Source organism: Rheinheimera hassiensis (assembly GCF_022436675.1).
Taxonomy (GTDB): Bacteria; Pseudomonadota; Gammaproteobacteria; order Enterobacterales; family Alteromonadaceae; genus Alishewanella; species Alishewanella hassiensis.
On sequence record NZ_JAKUJZ010000004.1, the window covers coordinates 460,543 to 478,672 of the forward strand.

The following is an 18,130-nucleotide window of genomic DNA, read 5'->3' on the forward strand; positions in this document are numbered from 1 at the left end:
CGCCAGCGCCTTAAGGTCGCCCCCGGTTCTCCAGCTCCTTCGCTATTAACTGGTCAAGTTCCGTCGCCTTTTGTTGCAGCAACTTAAAATCTTCCTGGTGCAACTTGCGCAGCTCTTTAACGCTAACCGGCCCCTGCACGGCACCAATGTATTCCACCTGGCGCACCAGCAACTCCAGCCCGTACAGCACATCACTGGTATAAGCCACTGCTGTACCGTCCTGCACTATTACTTTTTCAGCTGCAATTTGGGCGTCTATGTAGTCACCGGATGTAAGCTCCTTAAGGCCCACCTCAAAGTGGGTTTGCTCACCCACCTTAAGGCCATGCGTTAATTCAAACGTCATGACGGCCATTAGATACGCTCTACCTTATTGCCCTGGAAAGTGCCGGTAACATCGCCGGAGTCTGAGATAGTAAACGGGGCCTGTGGCGCGCAATCCGTCATCATATAATCGACACCGTTGTCACCTTCCCATGTGAGTGTGGCATTGGTGATGCTGTTTATTTCCAGCACGTCCACGTCTTCATCAGCCGCAATTACCACCGCAATAGTGGGCACTGTGTACTCATTAGACTGGCCCCAAACACGACCCGGCCCAACGTGCGGGGTGCGCGTGTAACCGCCGGGGTTTAAGGTGGATCCTTTTTTCGTTTTCAGCTGTTTGCTGTTGGCACGAATAACCACTTCACCAAGGATTTGTCCCATGGGCTTATGCTCCTAATTAAAGTTTGAACTGCATCAGCGCGGCAAAGATGCGGAACTGATTAACAATGTTGGGGTTGAACACGCAGTTAAGCCGGTTCTGATCGCTCGCATCCCGGTACACATTCAGCGTGGTTTTAAAGCCGTCAAAGTCTTCCATCAGGCCCTTAGGTACCCAATCATTGTTGGCCAGCTCTAACATGGCATTACGCATGATTTTCGGCGTGACTACCGGCTGACCAGGATCCAGCCGGTTAAGCACATCATCACCAGCCAGCTTGTGGCGCGGGAAGCGGTTAGTCACCATAGTGCGCAGTGAATACCGCAGGTAGCCCAGAGTTGCAGGCGTGGTGATATCCAGATAGCTTGGATCCGGGTCACCAAAGGCATTCTCCCGATACATAGATACTTCACGCTCAATGGCCACTTCGCCGCCCGGCGTAACCATATAGGTAGCAATGCCGTCGCCCAGCAGCAGGTTGCGCTCTGTCATATCCCACTGCAGTTCTTTGGCCGGCGGCAGCAGGCCGGTCATTACCAGAGTTTGTAATGGGCGGGCCGGATCAATACCAAGCGAGTACGATGCCTGCCCGGCATAGGCAGCAGCAAACTCAAAAGGCGAGTGAGGCGCTTTGTTGGTACCCATGCAGGTAAACAGGTAATCGTTACGTGCTACACCAAATGCACCCGTCTCAGCAAAGGTGCCCCGGAACGCTGTGTAAGCAATGCCTTCAATCATCTTGAGCGGACCCCAGCGAGTCACCAGCTCATCCCGTAGCGTGTTCAGGCTTTGGGTGTCGTTATAAGGCATAACAATATGGTTGTACCATTCGTTAGGCACTGCTGCGATTACCGCATCCATATCCGGTGTGCCAGCGCCGCCTGCCATATCTACTAAGGTCAGGGTTACACCCTTTGGCAACACTTCGCCATCGTAGTAGTTGTAACGCACATCAATATCGTTACCTGTAGAGCCCTTCCACTTGCAGGTTAACTCAACCGTTTCAGTGGTGGCCGCTTTAAGTTCTGCTGTCACCGGCAGGTTTTTGTTGGCATTAATTTTGGCAATCACCGCTGTGGCAATAGTGGCCGCTGTATCTGCATCATTAACGCCCACCTGCACCGACTCACCGGCAATAAGCAATGCAATTACACCGGCTTTAGCACTGGCTGCCGCCACAGTAATTTCACCTTTAGCCGCCGTACCTGCATCAAGGTCCGCAACGCCAAGCGCATACACATCGGTGTAGTCGTTTGATTGGCGGAAGGCCTTCAGCATGCGCGACATCATAGAGCCATAGCCATACAACGCGTCCATTTGGCTTTCACTGTTGGTAATACGGTTCAGCGTTAACGCTGTTGCGCTACCTGTGGTTAACTGCTGGCCGATCACCAAAACCTTTTGCGCTAAAGCAGGCGTACCCGATAGCGCGTTAGAGTTGTCAATCTCGATATAAACGAGAGGGACTTTAATATCGTTAGGGATGCTACCGAGTGCCATATTTATGCTCCTTTATCGGCTTTAGCTTGCGCTTTAGCCGGTGTTTTTGATTCAATTACATCGCCATCATTCAGGCGGCGCACCCAAAAGGATGAACGCTCTACTTTTTCGCCAGCCTCTGCCAGGTATTCACCGTTTGGCTTGCGAACCGGTACCACTGCTTTAGTGGGTTTGATGTGGATCAACATAGTTATTTCCTGTTTTCATCCCGTTATTGAGACTGTTATTTACCTGGTTACTGCGGCATATCCACAACACCTTCCAGCTCTGGCGCACCTTCGGCCAACTGAGCTTTAAGGCCAAAGCGCAAGAAGTCGTCCAGCGTTGCAGGGTCCAGCTCAACGTCCAGGTACCACTGCTGTGTCCAACTCACTGACCAAACAGCAAGGCCAAGCTCGTCAACCTTATCGCTGTACAGGTTGTCACCGCGCACTGCATCAGCCCGGCTATAGGCAGTTGGCAAAGCGTTACGGCGCAATAAAAAACCGGCTAACTTGCCTGCGATCACTTCGGCGCGAGAGTCTTTCTGATAGCCAAACTGGTCGGTTGTAAATACATAGGCCACAAAGTTCACGGTGCCGACAATGCGATTGCCAATGCTTTCGTACTTAGGTACACGCAGGGCAGCAATCCGAATGCCGCCATCACGGTTTGCTATCCAGCGCTTCACGTCTGCCGGGGTGTCAAACTTACCAATGTGGCGCTCAACAGTTTGTACCCGGTCAATCTGCTGCTCACTGCCTTCAAGCTCTGGTTTCAGGTAGCCGACAATTTGTTCACAGGCCCATACGGTTGATCCGGTTACAACAAAATCTGGTCTTATCATTGGATCAGCCCGCCCCAAAAGTTACCCAGCACTGCATAAATCTCTTGCTGGTTGTCTGTGCTTAAACCTAAGAACTCACGCGCTGGCATATTCATCAGCCGGCTAAATGCACCCACCGACTGATACACCGGAAACGCCAAGGCCTTACCAAAGGCTTGTGTAATTAAGCGAGTGTGTGCATCTACCTGCACCACACCGCTATAGCCGTCCTGAATCGTTGGCGCGTAGGCCAGCGGAGAGCCGGTTCGTACTTGGTTTCTTTCCACTCTGTACTGAATCGAATCCAGCAGGTCCCCATCCCCCTGCAGCAAAGACTGATTACCGTGCCTGGTCTTTGCATAGGCACTGCTCCATTCCGCCCATGGGCTGCCGTCGGGTGATGTTTTTTCATCGGCAATGCGCCGCCGCGTCTGGCTTTCAACAATGCCGCCAAGCGCGTCTAACAATTCTTCTTTGTGCTTAGGGTCGCCCAGCGTTTCCAGCAGCTGGTTATAGCGCTGTAGTTCCTGTACTCCGCTAACCTGAACACTAATTGACATTACAGAACGCCCCGCAAGCTGTTACGGGTAAACAACCGCTCGTTGTCCTGGACTAATTCCACTTTGCCTAAACTGCTTTCAGCAGGCTTATCGGCCACAGGCAAACCTAAGTCACGCTTGCCGGTGCCGATTTCTCTTAACGTAGTGAGCGCCATTTTGTAGCGCTCTTCCAGCAAGTTGGTGGCCTGCTGATCACGGTCTGCTAACCAGTAAAAGGCGATGGTGACAGCCAGCTTATTCAGCATGCCCGGCACAGTTGGCAGGGGCAGCACGTAGCGGGTCATAAACGAATTAATTTCGTCGTCTGCCTGCTCCAATGCGTTATTGATATAGGTATCGTTTAACTCGCCGCTTTCTCTGTCGATAGCAACGTTCCAGAGCATGGAGTTATCACGATCTATCAAGTCCTGCTTTGTTGCATAAATAGCCATCACCGCCGCCTTACTATTCGCTGTTGTCTGGGTTGATAACGCCAGCCGGATCAATCAGGTCTTCAAGGTCAATATCTTCTATGACCAGGTTAGGTTCACGGTGCACGCGCTCTGCCTTTTCAGCCGTGAGATACACCACAAGCTCTGCCTCATGATCCGGCGCAGAAACTGCCGCAGTCGCATCCGGCTCTTGCTCAACCACAAGCACCAATGTTTCTTTGAGACGATGGAACTGCACGCCGGAGCGCCAAAAGCCAGCGTCTGCTTTAGAACGGGCCGTAAAAGCGCCCAAAATGTAAATAGCGTCCTGTTCGGCTTGCGCTGCTTGGACAGCAGCATCACTGGCCGGCTTCGCTTCGCCCTGAGCTAAGGCATCTGATTCAGCCTTTGCTTTCAGTGCTGCCGCGTCCTGTTCGGCTTGCGCTGTTTGGACGGCAGGATCCTTTGCCACTGCTTTTGCTGCACCTGGCTTTGCCCGTGTGCGGGCAGGGCTGTTTTTGTGTTGGCTTTCACTCACGTTGAACTCCTTTTAAAAATGGCGATGCCGTAACATCGCCATTCCTGATAACAATGAATGGCAGTGGCTTACGCAGTAATCAGAGGCGAAACGACAATTTCAACATCGTTGTAATAGATGTTGGTGTCGCCACCTTCAATTAGCATGCGGGCTATTAACTTCTTGGCGGCGGCTTCGTTGTCAGGGCCAACAATCAACTTAGTTGCCCGAACACCAATAGGTGTGCCGTCTACCTTTTTCATCTTCTGCAGTTGCTTCTTAGCCGTTTCATAGTTCTCTGCAGTCAATGCGGCCTTAGAGCCAATGGCCAGCTGAGGGAACGAGAAGCCCACGTTGCAACGGCCATCTACACCAGCGGCATACTTGTTGTTGAACCAGGTGTATTCTTCGTTAGGGTTCATGTTTTTAAACACGAATTGCCGACGGTTCTGGAACACAACCGGCTTCAGCACCTTGGTGTCATCAATCAGGAACCACGGCTCGCCGGTATCGGTAGAAGGATCACCCACCACGTTGGAGAATGTAGTGGCCGGGGTGGTTTCTAACGGATGGTCGGTGTCAAAGTAGTTCTGGCCGTCAAAACACAGCGTGCTAAAGCCTGCAGCCAGGATTGGATAACACAGGGTGTCAGGGAAGTAAGCCACCTGGTCGCCATAGTTCTGTGCCACTACGCTGTAGTGACCAATCTGGTCATCATCAACGTTATCGCGTGATACCGAGATAGAGCTTTCAAAGGTTTTGTTTTCGATGGAATAGCCGTGCTTGCCCATATCGGCCAGCTGGCGGGCACCAGTCCATTCCACAATACCGGGCAAGTCTTTTAACCACCCGTAAAAGTTGGCTGCACCTGTGCTTGGCACTTCGGTGGCAATCATTGACCATTGTGGTTTCGCAGCAGTTAAGCCACGGGTATAAGCCGCTGACATAGTGGCCTGTAGTGCTTCAAGCACCTGCGCTTCAGTCGCCATTATTTAGCTCCCAGGTTAAGTTGTTGTTTAGCCGCAATGTACTCTTCCTGAGTCACGTGCATTTTGCGGCACATAGCAATTTCATGCTCTTCAAGCACCGGCTTGCCGTTGGTATCGACAGGCTGTTTCGTCTGGCTATTGGTGGCAATAGCAGGCGCGGTACCGACGAACTTTTTAAACTGCTCGATACCACCTTCAGCACGGCACATGCTGACAAACATATCTTTGTTAGCCGGCGCAACCTTGCCTTCGGTAATGGCGGTTTGCACCAGTGCATCAATTTCTTTATCAGCAATGGCTTTAAGTGCAGTCTCTGCTGTGTTCGCACGATTAAGCGCCACGGTGTGGGTTTCAATCGGTACGAACTTGTTTAAGTCGGGCTGGTTGGCGCGGTTAAGGGCAATGTCTTTGTCTTGCTTAAGCGCGTTAATTGCCACAACGGCCTGTTCTTCTGTTGCTTCTGCGGCAATGCCGAGTGCCGCAACAATGAGCGGGGGCAGCTTCATTGGGTTGTCCTCTTTACGGTTAAGGGCGGGTACATTTAAATTTGGATCATTGGTTAAAGCGGCACTGACTAATGCCAGCACCTGACCCGTTGGGTCATAAGAAAACGAGGGTGAGTAAAAGGCATACTTCTTCTTTTCAAGAACTTCAGCGCCTTCAACATTCCATTCCACAAAAGCCCAGATTTCACCCTCGCGGTTTTCAACTTTGGTAATCCAACCATAGGCCGGAGCCGGTTCGCCCTTGGGCGCTTTGATATGCGTTGAATGCTCCATGTCGAATGGGCGCTTTTTAACAAAGCGGGCCACGACAGCTTCAGGGTTGTTGTTCATCCATGAACGGCCATCAAGCCCCATAAAGTTGCCGGCTGGCACCATCGGCAGCCAAATGCCTGTAGCATCGGCTTCCATCGGCATCATGTTGAAGCAAAGTGCAGTAATGGTTTTGACTGCCTGCTGTTTTATTGTCACTTAGGAACTCCGGTAAAGGGTTACATAGCAACCTCCTGTAGTCGGGTTGGTATGTGGAATATCGTAAAAATCAGTTCACGGAGTTCAGCATGCATAAAAAAAGCAACTGACGATAAATAACGTCAATTGCTCAATATGCGGGTTGGCGATAAGTGCTTATGAGGAAGGTGGTGCGGTTTGGCAACGGCGGCAAAAGCGCCGGTGCAGGCAGTAGAGACTACCTTAAAAAATCAGCCTGGCAAGCCCGTGGCGGCAAACCAGGCCAAAGTATCATATCAAACCTTGTTTAAACCCTGTTTAAATCCTGCTGTATTCGTTTAAACATTTTTGCCGGTAACTTTATGACAGGTAGATCCTTATAACCCGTCAGAGAGCGTTTGGCGCATTCGGGCTTCTTTTGCCGCCAGATCCCCGGCCAGCATATTTTCACGCCCTTTGCCCGGATTATAGTTCCAACCAGGCTCAATGCCTTGCGGCAGTACTTCCACTTCACCGGTGCGCTTGTTAACCCACTGCCGGTTTTTGCCGGCGGGTGCAGAGGTTGACACCTTGCCGGATGCGATAAGCTTGTCGGCTTCGTATTGCGACACCTGCCGGATCCAGCACTTGCAGCCCCAGCCGTTCGGTGTCATGTGCACATCCCACCATGGATCATCAGCGGGCAATAAGGTGTTCTTCCACTTCGCATGGTCCACCCTATGCTGCTCACTTGGCCCCAGCTGATACAGCAAGTAGGGCATTGTGCGCTTGGTTCTCTGAATGCGCTCCCACTGGCCTGCACTTCTGGCGGTGCGCATATTGGTTTTATAAATGGTTTTTATGCGGCCTTCACTGCCCAGTTGCACCAGCTTTGTTTCTTCGGTTAACGGATCCTGCATTGTCTGTACACCCCACCAGCCAGACTTTACCAGCAAGGGCTTAAGGGTATTGCGAAACTGCTCAAACGTTTGGCCACTTTCAATCGCATCCTGCACGATTTGCTTAACGTCTACTAACAAGTCAGCGTTAAGCATCTTTGCCACGGTAAACGCATTGGCCTGTTCTTCTTTCCACACATCGCGGTAATCGAACCCTGGCTTAATGCCTTTGCGCTTAAACCAGTCCAGCGCTTCTTTTGGGATCAGTGCATCAGCCATCCTGGTTGTCTCCTAAACCCCGCAGCTGAAACATATACTGCGCCATCTGCGCGATAAACTGCTCAGCTCCGAGCTGCTCTTGCAAGGCCGGTAAACCAGCGGCGAACTCTTCATAGCTGGCCGATTTATTCGCCAGCTCAATAATCGGGTTCATAAATTCTTCAGCCACTTGCTCCCATTCGCTCATGGCCTCGTTGGTTAGTGCGTCAATTTCGGCGTCTGCATCAGCTGTGTTCATCACACGGTTAATGGCTATCCGGCGATTGGTGGCAACAGGTAACCCCGGCATACCACCAGACTGCAGGGGCAGCAATGTTTCTTCGCCGGCTTTAACCAGGCTTAAGCCGAACTTGTCTGCCATTTCAGATGCTGACACTTTCAGCCCCCGGTCAACCAGGGGCGTGATGCTCTCTACCAGCATCTTTAAATCTTCCGGCTCTGGTACCTTGATCCGCACTTTCGGATAACGTTGCTGAACACCCCAGTTTAAAATGATATACGGCTTGATTAAATATTCATTGACCGACGATTCAAGCTGTCGTGCATCCCACTTGGCAATGTCAATACGCACTTCGTTGTGTATGATGGCCTGTGACTGTGAGCTGCCATTGTCGGCTGTCATCGTTTGGCCAAGCACCGCTTTTGACACTTGCTCATCACACCAGCGCGCCATGTTCTCAAACAGCGTATTACCGCCATTGCCCTTGGCTGTTTCAATCAGTTCAATCTTCATCGACTCAGGGATTACTGCCCCGGCATCTGAGGCTATCTTGCTAATGGCATTGATCAAGGTGCTGATATCATCAGAGCTGGCATTTGCGCCATACTTACCAATCCGCACCGGAATGCCAAATACTTCGGCAAAGGCCCACCAGTCGCGGATAGTAAATGACTTAAGCATGTACATCACAGCAACAAGCCGTGCCAAACCATTGCGCCATACGCTGCCCGACTTAGAGCGCGGTGTATGTAAGATAAACTTGTAGGGTTGCAGTGGTGCACCGGTTGGCGCATCTTCACTAATCAGTAGTATTTGCTGCAGGGTTTCTTGATCCTGGCGCAGGTAGCGCGGGTCTACCCATTTGTAATCCTGTGGTTTCCATGGGACGGATTTGGTGTCCCACAGAATTTGCACCAATGCTAAACCCTTACCCAGGCCATCCAGCAAATCAAAGAATAGCTCGGGTATTTGGTCATCGTTCATGATCTCCCGTGCACGCTCTGCCATCAGCAGGTCATTGGCGTCATCACTGGCCGCTTCAACGGTTGGCGCAATGGCAGCCACCGCCAGCTTGCGGGTGCGCAGCTGGGCGGAGTAATGCAAGTCACGCTCTTCAATTTCTTCTGCCAGCGTCATATAGGCTTCAGGATCGTTGCCGTCGATTACACTGCGCAGAATTCCTGCCAGCCTTTGTGGTGTTAGTGTTGACGCCACACTGGCCGGGCGCGGATTACGCACCCCCGTGGTGTAGGCCCTGGCAATATCTTCTGCCATTACGCCGGGCTCTATTTTAAATGGCTTGCCATTGGCATCTAAGATTGCACTCATAGTCTTATCCCTCTGCCGCGCAAGTCATGCTGCGGCATATCATCAAATCGGTTGTTGTCGGCGGCGGTACCAAGGAAGCGGCGGTGAGATTCATCCCCATGCGCCTTAATGGTGTGCAGTTCGTAGCGGGTTATATCTGCCTTAGATGCCAGCACGGCGAGGAAGATAGCCACAGCGCTGTCGCCGTGTCGTTTGTTACCATCGCTGCCAACTGTGCGGCTGTCATCAATACCAGGCACGCCCCTGAATATTTGGATCTGGCCTAAGTCGGTGATCACATCTTCATGCTTGGGTAACAGCAGTTCGTTGTCTTCAAACATGGCTTTAAAGCGCGGCATATTCTCGCGGTAGAACGCCACCGACAGCATTACCTCAACCACTTCAGCACCGTACTTGTAACGGGCTTGCTCGGCTAAGTACTGGCCGTTTCCGCGTGCGTCCAGGTAAATACCATCACGCCGTGGCAGCCGGTCACAGATGAAGTAAAGCGCCTGCTCTTGCTGTTTAAACGGTACGTTCTTCAGCTCCACTAAAAACGGTACCGTTCGCCTGGTGTCGTTCTCAACCGTGATGGGGGCGAATACGGTTAAGTCACCGCTACGCGCAAAGTCTTCGCCCAGGGCGTGGCGTAAATCCAGTGGCAGCTTCTTCAGTTCTGGCAGTACATGCTGCTCCAGCCACTCTTGCATCTCGCCAATGCGGGCATGTTCACTGGCTTCGTTAAATGCAGTGGTACCGGTGAATCTGAGAATAGGGGCGTTAAGTATTGCGGCACGTTCACGCAGGCCACGGCTGATGTAAGCACCACCGCCGTTCTTCGGCACGCAGTAGTATTCTTCCAGAGCATCTTCTTCGGTTGCTGTTGCTTTGAGTAAGGCCGCTTTCCATGCATCCTCAGCCTCTTGGCTCCACTCCTTACCCCGCACCTGGCAGATGCGTTTAAACAAGCCATGGGCGCAGGCATCATCAATAGTAATGCGGTGAACCGAGTAATCTTTTTTACCGGCACGCGAATCGTCAATCAGCTTATTGAAGGTATTTTCAACCCCGTTGTGGGTTGAGATCAAACGTACCTTTGCACCCCACATGGTGAGTGCCGTAGCAGCTTTTAATACCTCTGCTAAGCGTTCGTGAAATGCTGCCTCATCTATCGTGACATTACCCTGCATACCGCGCAGGTTTGACGGGTTTGACGATAGCGCCTGTATCTTAAAACCGGATGCAAAGTAAATGGCAAAGGTCAGGATTTCTTTACCGTCCTGACCATCATCAATAAAGATTTCTTCCTGAATTTCACCGGCAGCTTTATTAAATACCTTGGCCCACATGGCCGCAGCATCAATAAACTCCCGCGCCATTTCTTTAGTAGAGCCAACATAAAAATGGTTGGTACCGCCGTGGCCGCGTGCAGCGCTGGCTGTTAATGATGCATCACACGCCTCAGCCCAGGTGACGCCGGTTCGGCGTGACTTCTCACAAATCTTTAATGGCGACTCGTCGGCTATCCAGTCTTTTTGATACCCGAGCAACACTTCTTTAGGGTCGAAGCGGCTGAGCACGGACGCCTCATAAGCCGGGTCAAAGCTACTGCCTGACGCTAAAGAACCGCCACTTGCTGCCGCACCAAGAGCAAGTGCAGCACCAACGGCTGCACCCAGTAACTTTTTCCTGGTCATTATGCGATCCCTAATATTTCACGCTTCAGCAGCTCTACGGATTCTTTGGTTAAGCCTGCAGTTTTAGCCACCTTCTCAGCAGTGTTGGCCGCTTCCACAGCAAAGGCGCTACGGATTTCTTTCTCTACTTTAAGGCTGGACATAGACGCCGCTTCAATGCGTTGCACCACCAAGGCCAGCTGCCCAAGCGCTTTAGGTGATATAGGTTCAGCGCCATCTTCGGCGGCTTCGTCCATCAGCTTCATGCTGGTTTCAAACGCCATGGTGCGCACGAACTCCTGCAGCAGCTTGCCCACGTCTGACGTTGGCGCCTGGCCTAGCTTGCTGATCCATACCTCTGCCACTTCTCGTGACTGCCTGATGCGCTCACCCACACCTTCAAACTTTTGGGCATAGCGGTTTAATCCGGTGCGGCTTAGCTTAGCGTCTTCGGGCAAGCCGGCTTCTTCAATCATTTGATTGATAGCCTCACGGATATCGGTTTGATGCATATCGCCACTGCGGATAAACGCATGCAGCTGATCGCGGATAACCTGCGGCAGCAGGTTAACTTTGGACTTACGACTACCTGATAATTGCATAACGCCCCCTTTTAAGCCCGTGGGCGTTTAACACCCGGCACTGTGGCTTGGCCAGTGGCTACATCGTCACCACGGCCAGTCAGGCGGGCTATTTGGTAGTCAGACAACGTGCGTAACGTAATTAGATCCTGCTCTGCCAGCCAGGCTAAATGGGTGCGCACCTGGTCGCGGCTAACGTTGTGTCCATATGCTTCCAGGCATGAATCCAAAATGGACTCGTTAGCCTCAAAGCCCTGCATTTCACGCAAAGAGCGCAGGATCACAAGCCGCTGGTCTTCCGTTAATAATGTTTTAAATGACATATAAACCCCTATTTATCATCCTTCAAACGCTGTTCTAATAGCAGTTGTGCCAGGTGTTGAACGGGCCGGATTTTCTCTTCCAGCGTTTCTACACTTCCTTTGGTGCGCTCCAGGGCAACCAGCAACTCAGTGATTTGCGTCTGGGTTGGCAAGCTGTCTACATGGGCTTGCAGCTGGTCTACTTTCTTTTCAACTTTCGCCAGGTCTTCACGCCTGGCGTAGGTCTTGGATAGCAGCGCCAATATCACCATGCCTGCAGTACTCATTGCCGCCCACAGCATGGGCCAGTAAGCTTTAAGCCACTCCATTAGCGCGCCTCCTTAATGGCCTGGCAGCTAATACAACGCACGGCGCGAGGTACTGCAGCTAAACGTGGTAACGGGATTTCTTCACTACATTCAACGCAACAGCGGGTACCTTGCTTGTCTGTCAGCGGTTGCTCTGTAACTTGATCCAACTGTCGTGCAAGGGCATTGTCTCTAAACGCCTGTTCTACATCTGAGGCGCGATCAAACAGGTCTGTCATTGACGCCCCTTAACAAGGCCAGCCAGCGCACCTGTTACTTTGGCACCGCTGCCTTTGGGGTGAGGGGCAAAGCCGTCCAGGGTACGTAAGCCTAAGTAACCCCAGGCAGGGGCTGATAAGAACACAGCAATGTAAGGTTCAAAACCAGAGCCAAAGCCAAACGCTTTTAAGCCTTCTATCAAAAAGCAGTACGCAAACGTTGCCCACATTGACTTGCGCGCCATGTATGGCCGGGTAGTTCTGATGTACGGGTCTTCGGCTTTGTCGCCTGCACGGATCGTTTCTTGCGTTTCGTGGTGCTCAGCCTGCTTATCGTTTAGGGTCAGCTCCTGGCGGCGGGTTATTTCCTTTTCCATTTCCGCTTTAATGCGCTCCAGCTCAACCAGGCTTTCAGGTGGCAGCTTCTGCATTTCGCGGGTTAGCGCCATTTCCTTTTGCGCACTGCTCATGCCCAAAACGCTGTCTACTTGCTCGACCATACCGGCCACTTTTTCCGCTGTTTCACTACCACCGAACATGGCCGATATGCCACGGATGGCCGCAGGGCCAACCTCCATAGCGAGCTTTGCGGCCCCTAAAATTATTGAAAGAGACATTGTTTTAAACTCCTGAATTTAGATAGGTTGTCGGTGCCGCCTGGCACCGCAGTTTGATTAACATAGATATGCAAACGGATATCGCCCGCAGTAACGTTGTTCCAGCCGGCAGCAAAATATGCCTGCATGGTGCCGCAGCGGCTAAACAGCGGAGGGTTCGAAGGAACGGGCTGGCCGGTTTCGTGAAAATGCAATTCAGCACTAAGGCGCTTTGCGCGCCCCTGAGCTTTCGAGTAGTCCCAGTTTTTGCCCATTAGTAAATCTCCCACGCGGCATTGGTGAGGCTTACTAAGCGGTTATGCCAGCCTTCAATGAAGCGGCCTTGCGTGGTGTTCTTCAGCAGAATACGGGCATAAAAACGCGCACGGCGCAGGCCATAGCGTGCACACAGATATTCAACATCAGTACCGTGGATAGCCGCGCGGGATAAAGGGCCAATCTTGCCATCGGCTTTAGTACCGGCAATTTCCTGCAGCATTAAAAGCGCATTGGTTACGCCATGCTGCACAGCGGCGTCGAAGGTATACAGCGCAACAGGCCCCGCCCACTGCTGGCAGTAGGCAGGTTTCCAGTAGTAGGTGTGGTAAACAGAAACTATTTTATCCAGCGATAAAGACGAGATATCCAACGCCGGAAAAGCGCGCTTACTAATGCCGCCTTTGGTTTCGCCCCCGGCGTCTTTGGGGTCGTTAACATAACCTAAGTTTGGGTAAGGTGTGCCGGCTGCATTAAGTGCGCCTTCTTCAATAAGCACAAAGCGCACAGCATGGCAGAACTCAGGCGTATATCCTGCCGTAGCAAATGGGTAACTGGCCGGTGGTAAAGCAGCGTGGGAGCCGGAAAGCATAAAAGCACAACCTGATTAAGTATATTAATCGGATTGTGCTTTTTATTTAGGGGTCAGATAAATTAACTGATATTAATTATATACGGATACTGGTAAAAAATAGTTATCACGCATTGTTGCTTTTATTTTGCAAAAATCAAGGCTTTCTTGCTTGCCGACAACAAGAAATCCATTGATTCCATTAGCGTCACCACCAACATAAATCCAATGGGTGTGTCTGCTTTTGTTATCTTTTATTCTGAACTCAATATCATAAGTCCACCCATATTCTCTTGAACGATATCCTAATAAATCACGGGAATCATCTATCACATCTAGCTGATAAGTAGCATATACATGCTCAGCTTTTTTGACTGCTGGGCACAATTGAGAGAGAACTGAGCCAGCATCCTGAATTTTTTCTGAATGTTTAATATCACGTTCATTGATTTCAAAATGAAAATCTTCATCTGGCTTGCTACAGCCATAAACCAAAGCTGTTAATATTAAAAGTAATGGCAGTAATTTCTTCATAAACCTTTCCTTAAAACAAATCCGGTTGTCTGTTTTTCACTTCTCGCTTGCGCATCTTAGCAACAACCCGATAGATATGCTGCATGCTTTTGTCGTACTTGCGTGACAGCTCTTCCACGTTGTCGCCCTTAAACTCCTGCCAGATAGACAGGTTCATAATCTCCGCTTCTAACTGGCGGCCCCGTGGCAGATACAGCTGCACGCCGCCGAACTCGCGGCAAATGCGATTCAGCAACGCGATAGCAATTTTAGTGTCGGCGCCATGCGTTTCAAGCTCGTTTTTAAACATGGCGTAAATCTGCCGCATTGCTTCGGGCCAGCGCTGTGACTCTTCATCTTCGGCTATGCGCTCAACGTCATCTAAGCTGACATTGTCATAACCAAAGAAGTCGGCGGTATCGTCTGCTGCATTATGCTCACTCATGGTTCACCTCAATAATGCGGCCACCCAGTTTTAGCATGTGCGCTTCAAACAGGCGGCGGTCTTCCTCGGGGTTAGTTACGGTTTGCGCTTTGTACTCAATAGTACTGCCCGCCGGTGTTTCAGCGGCTATCTGCCCAAGGCGGGTGGTAAGCACCTTGCGCAGGTAGTTGTGGTTGGTTAGCTGTTTGCCGTTACCGTTTATGCGGTTTTGCTGCAGGCTGGCCACGGTTTGCTCCAGCGCTTCGGCCAAAGCATTGTGGTTGCCGGTTAGTGCCAGAGTTTCCTGCACCAGGCTAAGTGCCTTGCTGTTGCTTAAGTCTTGTTTGGTTGGCCGGAACAACGCCAGATACGCCACCATATTGCCACCCAGCTTGTAATTCATACGCGAAAACTGGCCCAGCAACTGGCGACCAGCATCGTCGGCCACAAGTTGATCCAGGTGGATATTTGTATGGCAAACAGGGCAGCGGCTTAATTTCATAACATAGCCCCGTTAATGCGTTCCCAGCGCTTCAGCAACTCTTTGTAGCTGTCTTTCGGATCAGGCTGGTAGCCGCGCTTTTTAAGGTTCTCGAACAAGCAACGGCGCGCCCAGCGCTTTAAGCTGTTAAGGGTTTTGTCCGCATCGTCACCGCGTAACCACTGCACCTCGGCAATGCCGGTACCATCGTTAGCCGCGGCTGTCATGCGCTTAACCCATTCGTTCAGGGCGGTTTCGCTGCCGTCTTCAATAAAGCCGGCGCGGTGCATAAAAATCCACAGGGCGCGTATAGCACTGCGCTCGTCCTTAGGGCCATCTGCTGTGCCGGGGCTAAAGCGCTTATTCGCTGTTGGTTTAAAACCCAAGTCTTTAAACGCTTCAAGCACTGTAAAAAGCTCGGGCACTGTTAGCTGGCTGCAGCTGGTTTTGCCCTTTGCGTAGTGGGCAAGGTTGGCGCGGTAGCTGTCTTCATCCATACCCAGCTGGGTGCGTGCGATGTGGATCATGCTAACCAGGGTTCGCCGCTGGGCGGCGGCAGTTGAAACGCCGGAACGCCGGGCTTTTTCTGTGATATAGGTCATTCGGCACCTGCCTTGGCCTGCTGGCGAAGTTGGTTTTCACTGACAGCCTTATCGTAATCTGCCAAAACAAATAGCCCGGTATCCTCGCCACACATGCAAGCTAACTCGTCAAAAGCTTTCTTGTTTTCGCCTTTAAGCATTAGGCCCATAATGATGCTGTACTTCTGTTTTCTTTCATCTTTTTTAAGTGGCATCACGCACCTGCCTTAGCTTGCTGTTCAGCAAACCATGTTGGGATAGGAAATCTGGATGTAAACAAGTAAGCATCAACTTGCTCGGCTTCTATATCCTTGGCTTCCGGCCAATTGCTAAGAATTTCATCAACATCATCTGCGTATGCCACAACGATGGAATGACTGTTATCAGCCGCATATCCACTGCACCAGTATGGGTGTTTAACCGGCCATTTAATTGGACGGTAATCTTCTGGGTTTGCCTTAAATCTGGCCCGAATCATAGTTCACCTGCCTGCAGCCTGATGTCTGCAAACACCCGCTGTACCCGTGCGATCAGTTCGTCATGCATCTGGGGGGCAGATGGCATGTAATCCGGGTGAGGTAATGTTGCGGTGTAGTCGCCAATCTCACTGATAATTAAACGTTCTGCTGTCTCTAACATAATTACTCCGTTTATTCCCAAGGCTGCAGGCCAAGCTGCAGGCGCTTTGTATTCCAAGATTCAACTAATGCCTTAGCATCCTCTGCGTCTGCAGCTGTTGGCTTGCTGTGGCCGCGCTCTGTTGCTAATTGCTCAGCCGTTGCCATTTCAAACTCAGTTGGTTTTTGCATAGTGGCTGCTCATCAGTACCGGTGAACCACCACCGGCAGACGCCCCAAACTGCAGGGCGTTTCGCTTAGTCAACCGGGTTCTGTTTCCGGCGTTTTCAGAAAAAAAGCGTGGGTCAGCTCTAAGCCTTCAAGCTTTTTAAACTGGCGGCACAGCACTGAGGCTTTTGAGAAGTAAGGTAGAAATATTTCCGTCTTTGCATGCAGGTTCGGAAAGTATTTTTTTGCGTCACGCTTACCAAAGTTCTTTTCAATTTCAGCAATTTTTTTAGGTGTATATACACTGAGTGTTTTTTTGCTCCACACCTGCGGTAAAAACTCTGGCATGTCGTCCGGTTTCTTATCAGTACGGCAAGCCCAGCCGCCTTTAATAACGCCATCTATATAAACAACCAGCACTGTTGTGGACTCGCTTTTACGCTCACGGCTAACGCTAATCTCATGCCCTTGATAGCTGAATCTGATACTCACATAGACAGCCGCCATTTCCTTTTCAATAGCAGCCCATTGCTCTTTAGTGATTAAGCTCACCGGCTTCTGTTGGCTCATGGCTTAGTCCTCGTCTATGGTGAATTGCGGGTGCTGGGTTATCAGAAGCTGCACCTGCGTTTTTGGCCGGTCTTCCATAAAGCTGCCCAGCCAAATAGCAAAATGCTGATCGCCGGACTCGTCCATTTCTGCCAGAGCATTGCGTACCATTTGCGCCAATGATGGTGACTCGCCGGCTAACCGGATTAAGCGCTCGTTGTCGTATTGCGCATCCAGTAGCGGGATGCCGCTTACATCTGGCTCTACTACTTTTGGCGCTACAACCTTACCGGCTTCACACAGCTGTAAAACGTTCTCGTCTTGTTTGCTCAGATCCTTCTGATTGTCCAAAACTGTGAATGGCTTCCGGCCACCAAGCACCCATAGCAGGGCGTCGGCAACGCCTTGCTCGTAGGTTTTGGTTGGCTCGTTAGTGCCGTACTTTTCTTCAAGGCTGGTAGCCACCGCGATTTCAACGCGGATTTGCTCTTCGGTTGGCATGGCAGTGATAGCGCTCATAACGACACCGCCGCTAAATCTAGGGGGATTTGCTGATACTGGTCGGTATCGCCAATGCGCTTGTACACGCGCACGTAGGCTTTACTGCCCACAACCTGAATGGCTTCGCCGATGGCGGTCATGGCTTTTAACCAGCGTGGGTCTTTGATGTCTAACCGGCGCAGGCCCAGCACGCGGGTGGTGCTGATATTGCCTTGCTTGTCGGCATCAAATGCGCCGTTAACGATCGCTTTAAGCTCTGAGCTGGCGCTGGCAGTCCAGTCTTTCAGACATTCATCAATAAGCGCTTTGGCTGCCTGCAGGCGCTCGTCAAAGCTGATGCTTTCATTAATGGCACGCACTATCTTGTACTGGCCGTCATAGCTGTACAGCGTAACGTTACCTTTTTTGCCGCCAACGGTAGCGTCGTATTGTTCGGCAGAAAGTTGCACAAAAGCCGCAATATCAGCAAAAGCCGTTTTCTTAAACGCTGCCAGCAGCGCGCTAAGTTCCTCAGATTTAGCTACCAGTTCTTTAACCAGAGCATCACGGGTTTTGTCTATTGGCCGTACTCTGTCCTCTGGTGTCAGTGAGCCTTTGGCGTCTTTCCAGTAACCGGCTGGGATGGTGTTTTGTTGGTTCATGG

At 51.2% G+C, this 18,130-nt stretch carries 31 protein-coding genes and 1 other RNA gene; all 32 read right to left on the bottom strand.

The genetic code is table 11. The features are described 5' to 3' along the window. Positions 1 to 10 precede the first annotated feature (10 nt). Complete coding sequence (locus tag MJX74_RS10780) at positions 11 to 355, bottom strand: phage tail assembly protein (protein ID WP_240222857.1); 345 nt, start codon at positions 353 to 355, stop codon at positions 11 to 13. After that, positions 355 to 708, bottom strand: coding sequence for a phage tail tube protein (locus MJX74_RS10785; RefSeq protein ID WP_092791029.1), 354 nt, complete (start codon positions 706 to 708; stop codon positions 355 to 357). The genes MJX74_RS10780 and MJX74_RS10785 overlap by 1 nt, the downstream gene beginning before the upstream one ends. A 16-nt stretch (positions 709 to 724) precedes the next feature. Then, positions 725 to 2,206: a phage tail sheath subtilisin-like domain-containing protein gene (locus MJX74_RS10790; RefSeq protein WP_240222858.1), complete on the bottom strand. Its 1,482-nt coding sequence runs from the start codon at positions 2,204 to 2,206 to the stop codon at positions 725 to 727. Positions 2,207 to 2,208: 2 nt separating this feature from the next. Beyond that, entirely contained in the window at positions 2,209 to 2,394 is a 186-nt protein-coding gene (locus tag MJX74_RS10795; RefSeq protein WP_240222859.1) for a DUF2635 domain-containing protein, read from the bottom strand. A 47-nt stretch (positions 2,395 to 2,441) separates the two neighbouring features. Then, positions 2,442 to 3,032: a hypothetical protein gene (locus MJX74_RS10800; RefSeq protein ID WP_240222860.1), complete on the bottom strand. Its 591-nt coding sequence runs from the start codon at positions 3,030 to 3,032 to the stop codon at positions 2,442 to 2,444. Then, complete coding sequence (locus MJX74_RS10805) at positions 3,029 to 3,571, bottom strand: phage virion morphogenesis protein (RefSeq protein WP_240222861.1); 543 nt, start codon at positions 3,569 to 3,571, stop codon at positions 3,029 to 3,031. The genes MJX74_RS10800 and MJX74_RS10805 overlap by 4 nt, the downstream gene beginning before the upstream one ends. After that, positions 3,571 to 4,002, bottom strand: coding sequence for a gp436 family protein (locus MJX74_RS10810; RefSeq protein WP_240222862.1), 432 nt, complete (start codon positions 4,000 to 4,002; stop codon positions 3,571 to 3,573). Before MJX74_RS10810 ends, MJX74_RS10805 begins: the two co-directional genes overlap by 1 nt. Positions 4,003 to 4,015: 13 nt before the next feature. Further along, positions 4,016 to 4,519, bottom strand: a complete 504-nt coding sequence (locus MJX74_RS10815) for a hypothetical protein (protein ID WP_240222863.1) — start codon at positions 4,517 to 4,519, stop codon at positions 4,016 to 4,018. Positions 4,520 to 4,587: 68 nt separating this feature from the next. Next, complete coding sequence (locus MJX74_RS10820) at positions 4,588 to 5,487, bottom strand: Mu-like prophage major head subunit gpT family protein (RefSeq protein WP_240222864.1); 900 nt, start codon at positions 5,485 to 5,487, stop codon at positions 4,588 to 4,590. Beyond that, positions 5,487 to 6,461 (bottom strand): phage protease, encoded by a 975-nt coding sequence (locus MJX74_RS10825; protein WP_240222865.1) that lies wholly within the window; start codon positions 6,459 to 6,461, stop codon positions 5,487 to 5,489. The genes MJX74_RS10820 and MJX74_RS10825 overlap by 1 nt, the downstream gene beginning before the upstream one ends. A 356-nt stretch (positions 6,462 to 6,817) precedes the next feature. Continuing rightward, a complete protein-coding gene (locus tag MJX74_RS10830) occupies positions 6,818 to 7,597 on the bottom strand; it encodes a phage head morphogenesis protein (protein WP_240222866.1) in 780 nt (259 codons plus the stop codon). Beyond that, positions 7,590 to 9,146, bottom strand: a complete 1,557-nt coding sequence (locus tag MJX74_RS10835) for a DUF935 domain-containing protein (protein ID WP_240222867.1) — start codon at positions 9,144 to 9,146, stop codon at positions 7,590 to 7,592. The genes MJX74_RS10830 and MJX74_RS10835 overlap by 8 nt, the downstream gene beginning before the upstream one ends. Further along, complete coding sequence (locus MJX74_RS10840) at positions 9,143 to 10,822, bottom strand: terminase large subunit domain-containing protein (protein ID WP_240222868.1); 1,680 nt, start codon at positions 10,820 to 10,822, stop codon at positions 9,143 to 9,145. Before MJX74_RS10840 ends, MJX74_RS10835 begins: the two co-directional genes overlap by 4 nt. After that, entirely contained in the window at positions 10,822 to 11,403 is a 582-nt protein-coding gene (locus MJX74_RS10845) for a DUF3486 family protein (protein ID WP_240222869.1), read from the bottom strand. The genes MJX74_RS10840 and MJX74_RS10845 overlap by 1 nt, the downstream gene beginning before the upstream one ends. Before the next feature lie 11 nt (positions 11,404 to 11,414). Then, positions 11,415 to 11,705, bottom strand: a complete 291-nt coding sequence (locus tag MJX74_RS10850; RefSeq protein ID WP_092791056.1) for a VpaChn25_0724 family phage protein — start codon at positions 11,703 to 11,705, stop codon at positions 11,415 to 11,417. 8 nt (positions 11,706 to 11,713) lie between these two features. Then, complete coding sequence (locus MJX74_RS10855; RefSeq protein WP_092791058.1) at positions 11,714 to 12,013, bottom strand: DUF2730 family protein; 300 nt, start codon at positions 12,011 to 12,013, stop codon at positions 11,714 to 11,716. Continuing rightward, entirely contained in the window at positions 12,013 to 12,231 is a 219-nt protein-coding gene (locus tag MJX74_RS10860; protein WP_240222870.1) for a TraR/DksA family transcriptional regulator, read from the bottom strand. The genes MJX74_RS10855 and MJX74_RS10860 overlap by 1 nt, the downstream gene beginning before the upstream one ends. Next, complete coding sequence (locus MJX74_RS10865) at positions 12,228 to 12,827, bottom strand: hypothetical protein (protein ID WP_240222871.1); 600 nt, start codon at positions 12,825 to 12,827, stop codon at positions 12,228 to 12,230. Before MJX74_RS10865 ends, MJX74_RS10860 begins: the two co-directional genes overlap by 4 nt. Beyond that, a complete protein-coding gene (locus MJX74_RS10870) occupies positions 12,812 to 13,081 on the bottom strand; it encodes a hypothetical protein (RefSeq protein WP_240222872.1) in 270 nt (89 codons plus the stop codon). Before MJX74_RS10870 ends, MJX74_RS10865 begins: the two co-directional genes overlap by 16 nt. Next, entirely contained in the window at positions 13,081 to 13,674 is a 594-nt protein-coding gene (locus MJX74_RS10875; protein WP_240222873.1) for a glycoside hydrolase family 108 protein, read from the bottom strand. The genes MJX74_RS10870 and MJX74_RS10875 overlap by 1 nt, the downstream gene beginning before the upstream one ends. 72 nt (positions 13,675 to 13,746) lie before the next feature. Beyond that, positions 13,747 to 14,187: a hypothetical protein gene (locus MJX74_RS10880; RefSeq protein WP_240222874.1), complete on the bottom strand. Its 441-nt coding sequence runs from the start codon at positions 14,185 to 14,187 to the stop codon at positions 13,747 to 13,749. 10 nt (positions 14,188 to 14,197) lie between these two features. Then, complete coding sequence (locus MJX74_RS10885) at positions 14,198 to 14,611, bottom strand: Mor transcription activator family protein (RefSeq protein ID WP_240222875.1); 414 nt, start codon at positions 14,609 to 14,611, stop codon at positions 14,198 to 14,200. Further along, positions 14,604 to 15,092, bottom strand: coding sequence for a hypothetical protein (locus tag MJX74_RS10890; RefSeq protein WP_240222876.1), 489 nt, complete (start codon positions 15,090 to 15,092; stop codon positions 14,604 to 14,606). Before MJX74_RS10890 ends, MJX74_RS10885 begins: the two co-directional genes overlap by 8 nt. Next, entirely contained in the window at positions 15,089 to 15,673 is a 585-nt protein-coding gene (locus MJX74_RS10895; protein ID WP_240222877.1) for a gp16 family protein, read from the bottom strand. The genes MJX74_RS10890 and MJX74_RS10895 overlap by 4 nt, the downstream gene beginning before the upstream one ends. After that, positions 15,670 to 15,867: a hypothetical protein gene (locus MJX74_RS10900; protein ID WP_240222878.1), complete on the bottom strand. Its 198-nt coding sequence runs from the start codon at positions 15,865 to 15,867 to the stop codon at positions 15,670 to 15,672. Before MJX74_RS10900 ends, MJX74_RS10895 begins: the two co-directional genes overlap by 4 nt. Continuing rightward, positions 15,867 to 16,130, bottom strand: a complete 264-nt coding sequence (locus tag MJX74_RS10905; RefSeq protein WP_240222879.1) for a hypothetical protein — start codon at positions 16,128 to 16,130, stop codon at positions 15,867 to 15,869. Before MJX74_RS10905 ends, MJX74_RS10900 begins: the two co-directional genes overlap by 1 nt. Further along, entirely contained in the window at positions 16,127 to 16,291 is a 165-nt protein-coding gene (locus tag MJX74_RS10910) for a hypothetical protein (RefSeq protein ID WP_240222880.1), read from the bottom strand. The genes MJX74_RS10905 and MJX74_RS10910 overlap by 4 nt, the downstream gene beginning before the upstream one ends. An 11-nt stretch (positions 16,292 to 16,302) precedes the next feature. Continuing rightward, positions 16,303 to 16,461 carry a hypothetical protein gene (locus MJX74_RS10915; RefSeq protein ID WP_240222881.1) on the bottom strand — a complete coding sequence of 53 codons (159 nt, stop codon included), beginning with the start codon at positions 16,459 to 16,461 and terminating at the stop codon, positions 16,303 to 16,305. Further along, positions 16,461 to 16,528: hammerhead ribozyme type II (locus MJX74_RS10920), an RNA gene on the bottom strand. The genes MJX74_RS10915 and MJX74_RS10920 overlap by 1 nt, the downstream gene beginning before the upstream one ends. Before the next feature lie 2 nt (positions 16,529 to 16,530). Beyond that, positions 16,531 to 17,007, bottom strand: a complete 477-nt coding sequence (locus tag MJX74_RS10925; RefSeq protein ID WP_240222882.1) for a hypothetical protein — start codon at positions 17,005 to 17,007, stop codon at positions 16,531 to 16,533. A gap of 3 nt (positions 17,008 to 17,010) precedes the next feature. Further along, the gene (locus tag MJX74_RS10930; protein WP_240222883.1) at positions 17,011 to 17,505 is read right to left on the bottom strand and encodes a hypothetical protein; all 495 of its coding nucleotides are present in this window, start codon (positions 17,503 to 17,505) and stop codon (positions 17,011 to 17,013) included. Further along, a complete protein-coding gene (locus MJX74_RS10935; RefSeq protein WP_240222884.1) occupies positions 17,502 to 18,128 on the bottom strand; it encodes a DUF3164 family protein in 627 nt (208 codons plus the stop codon). Before MJX74_RS10935 ends, MJX74_RS10930 begins: the two co-directional genes overlap by 4 nt. Positions 18,129 to 18,130 lie beyond the last annotated feature (2 nt).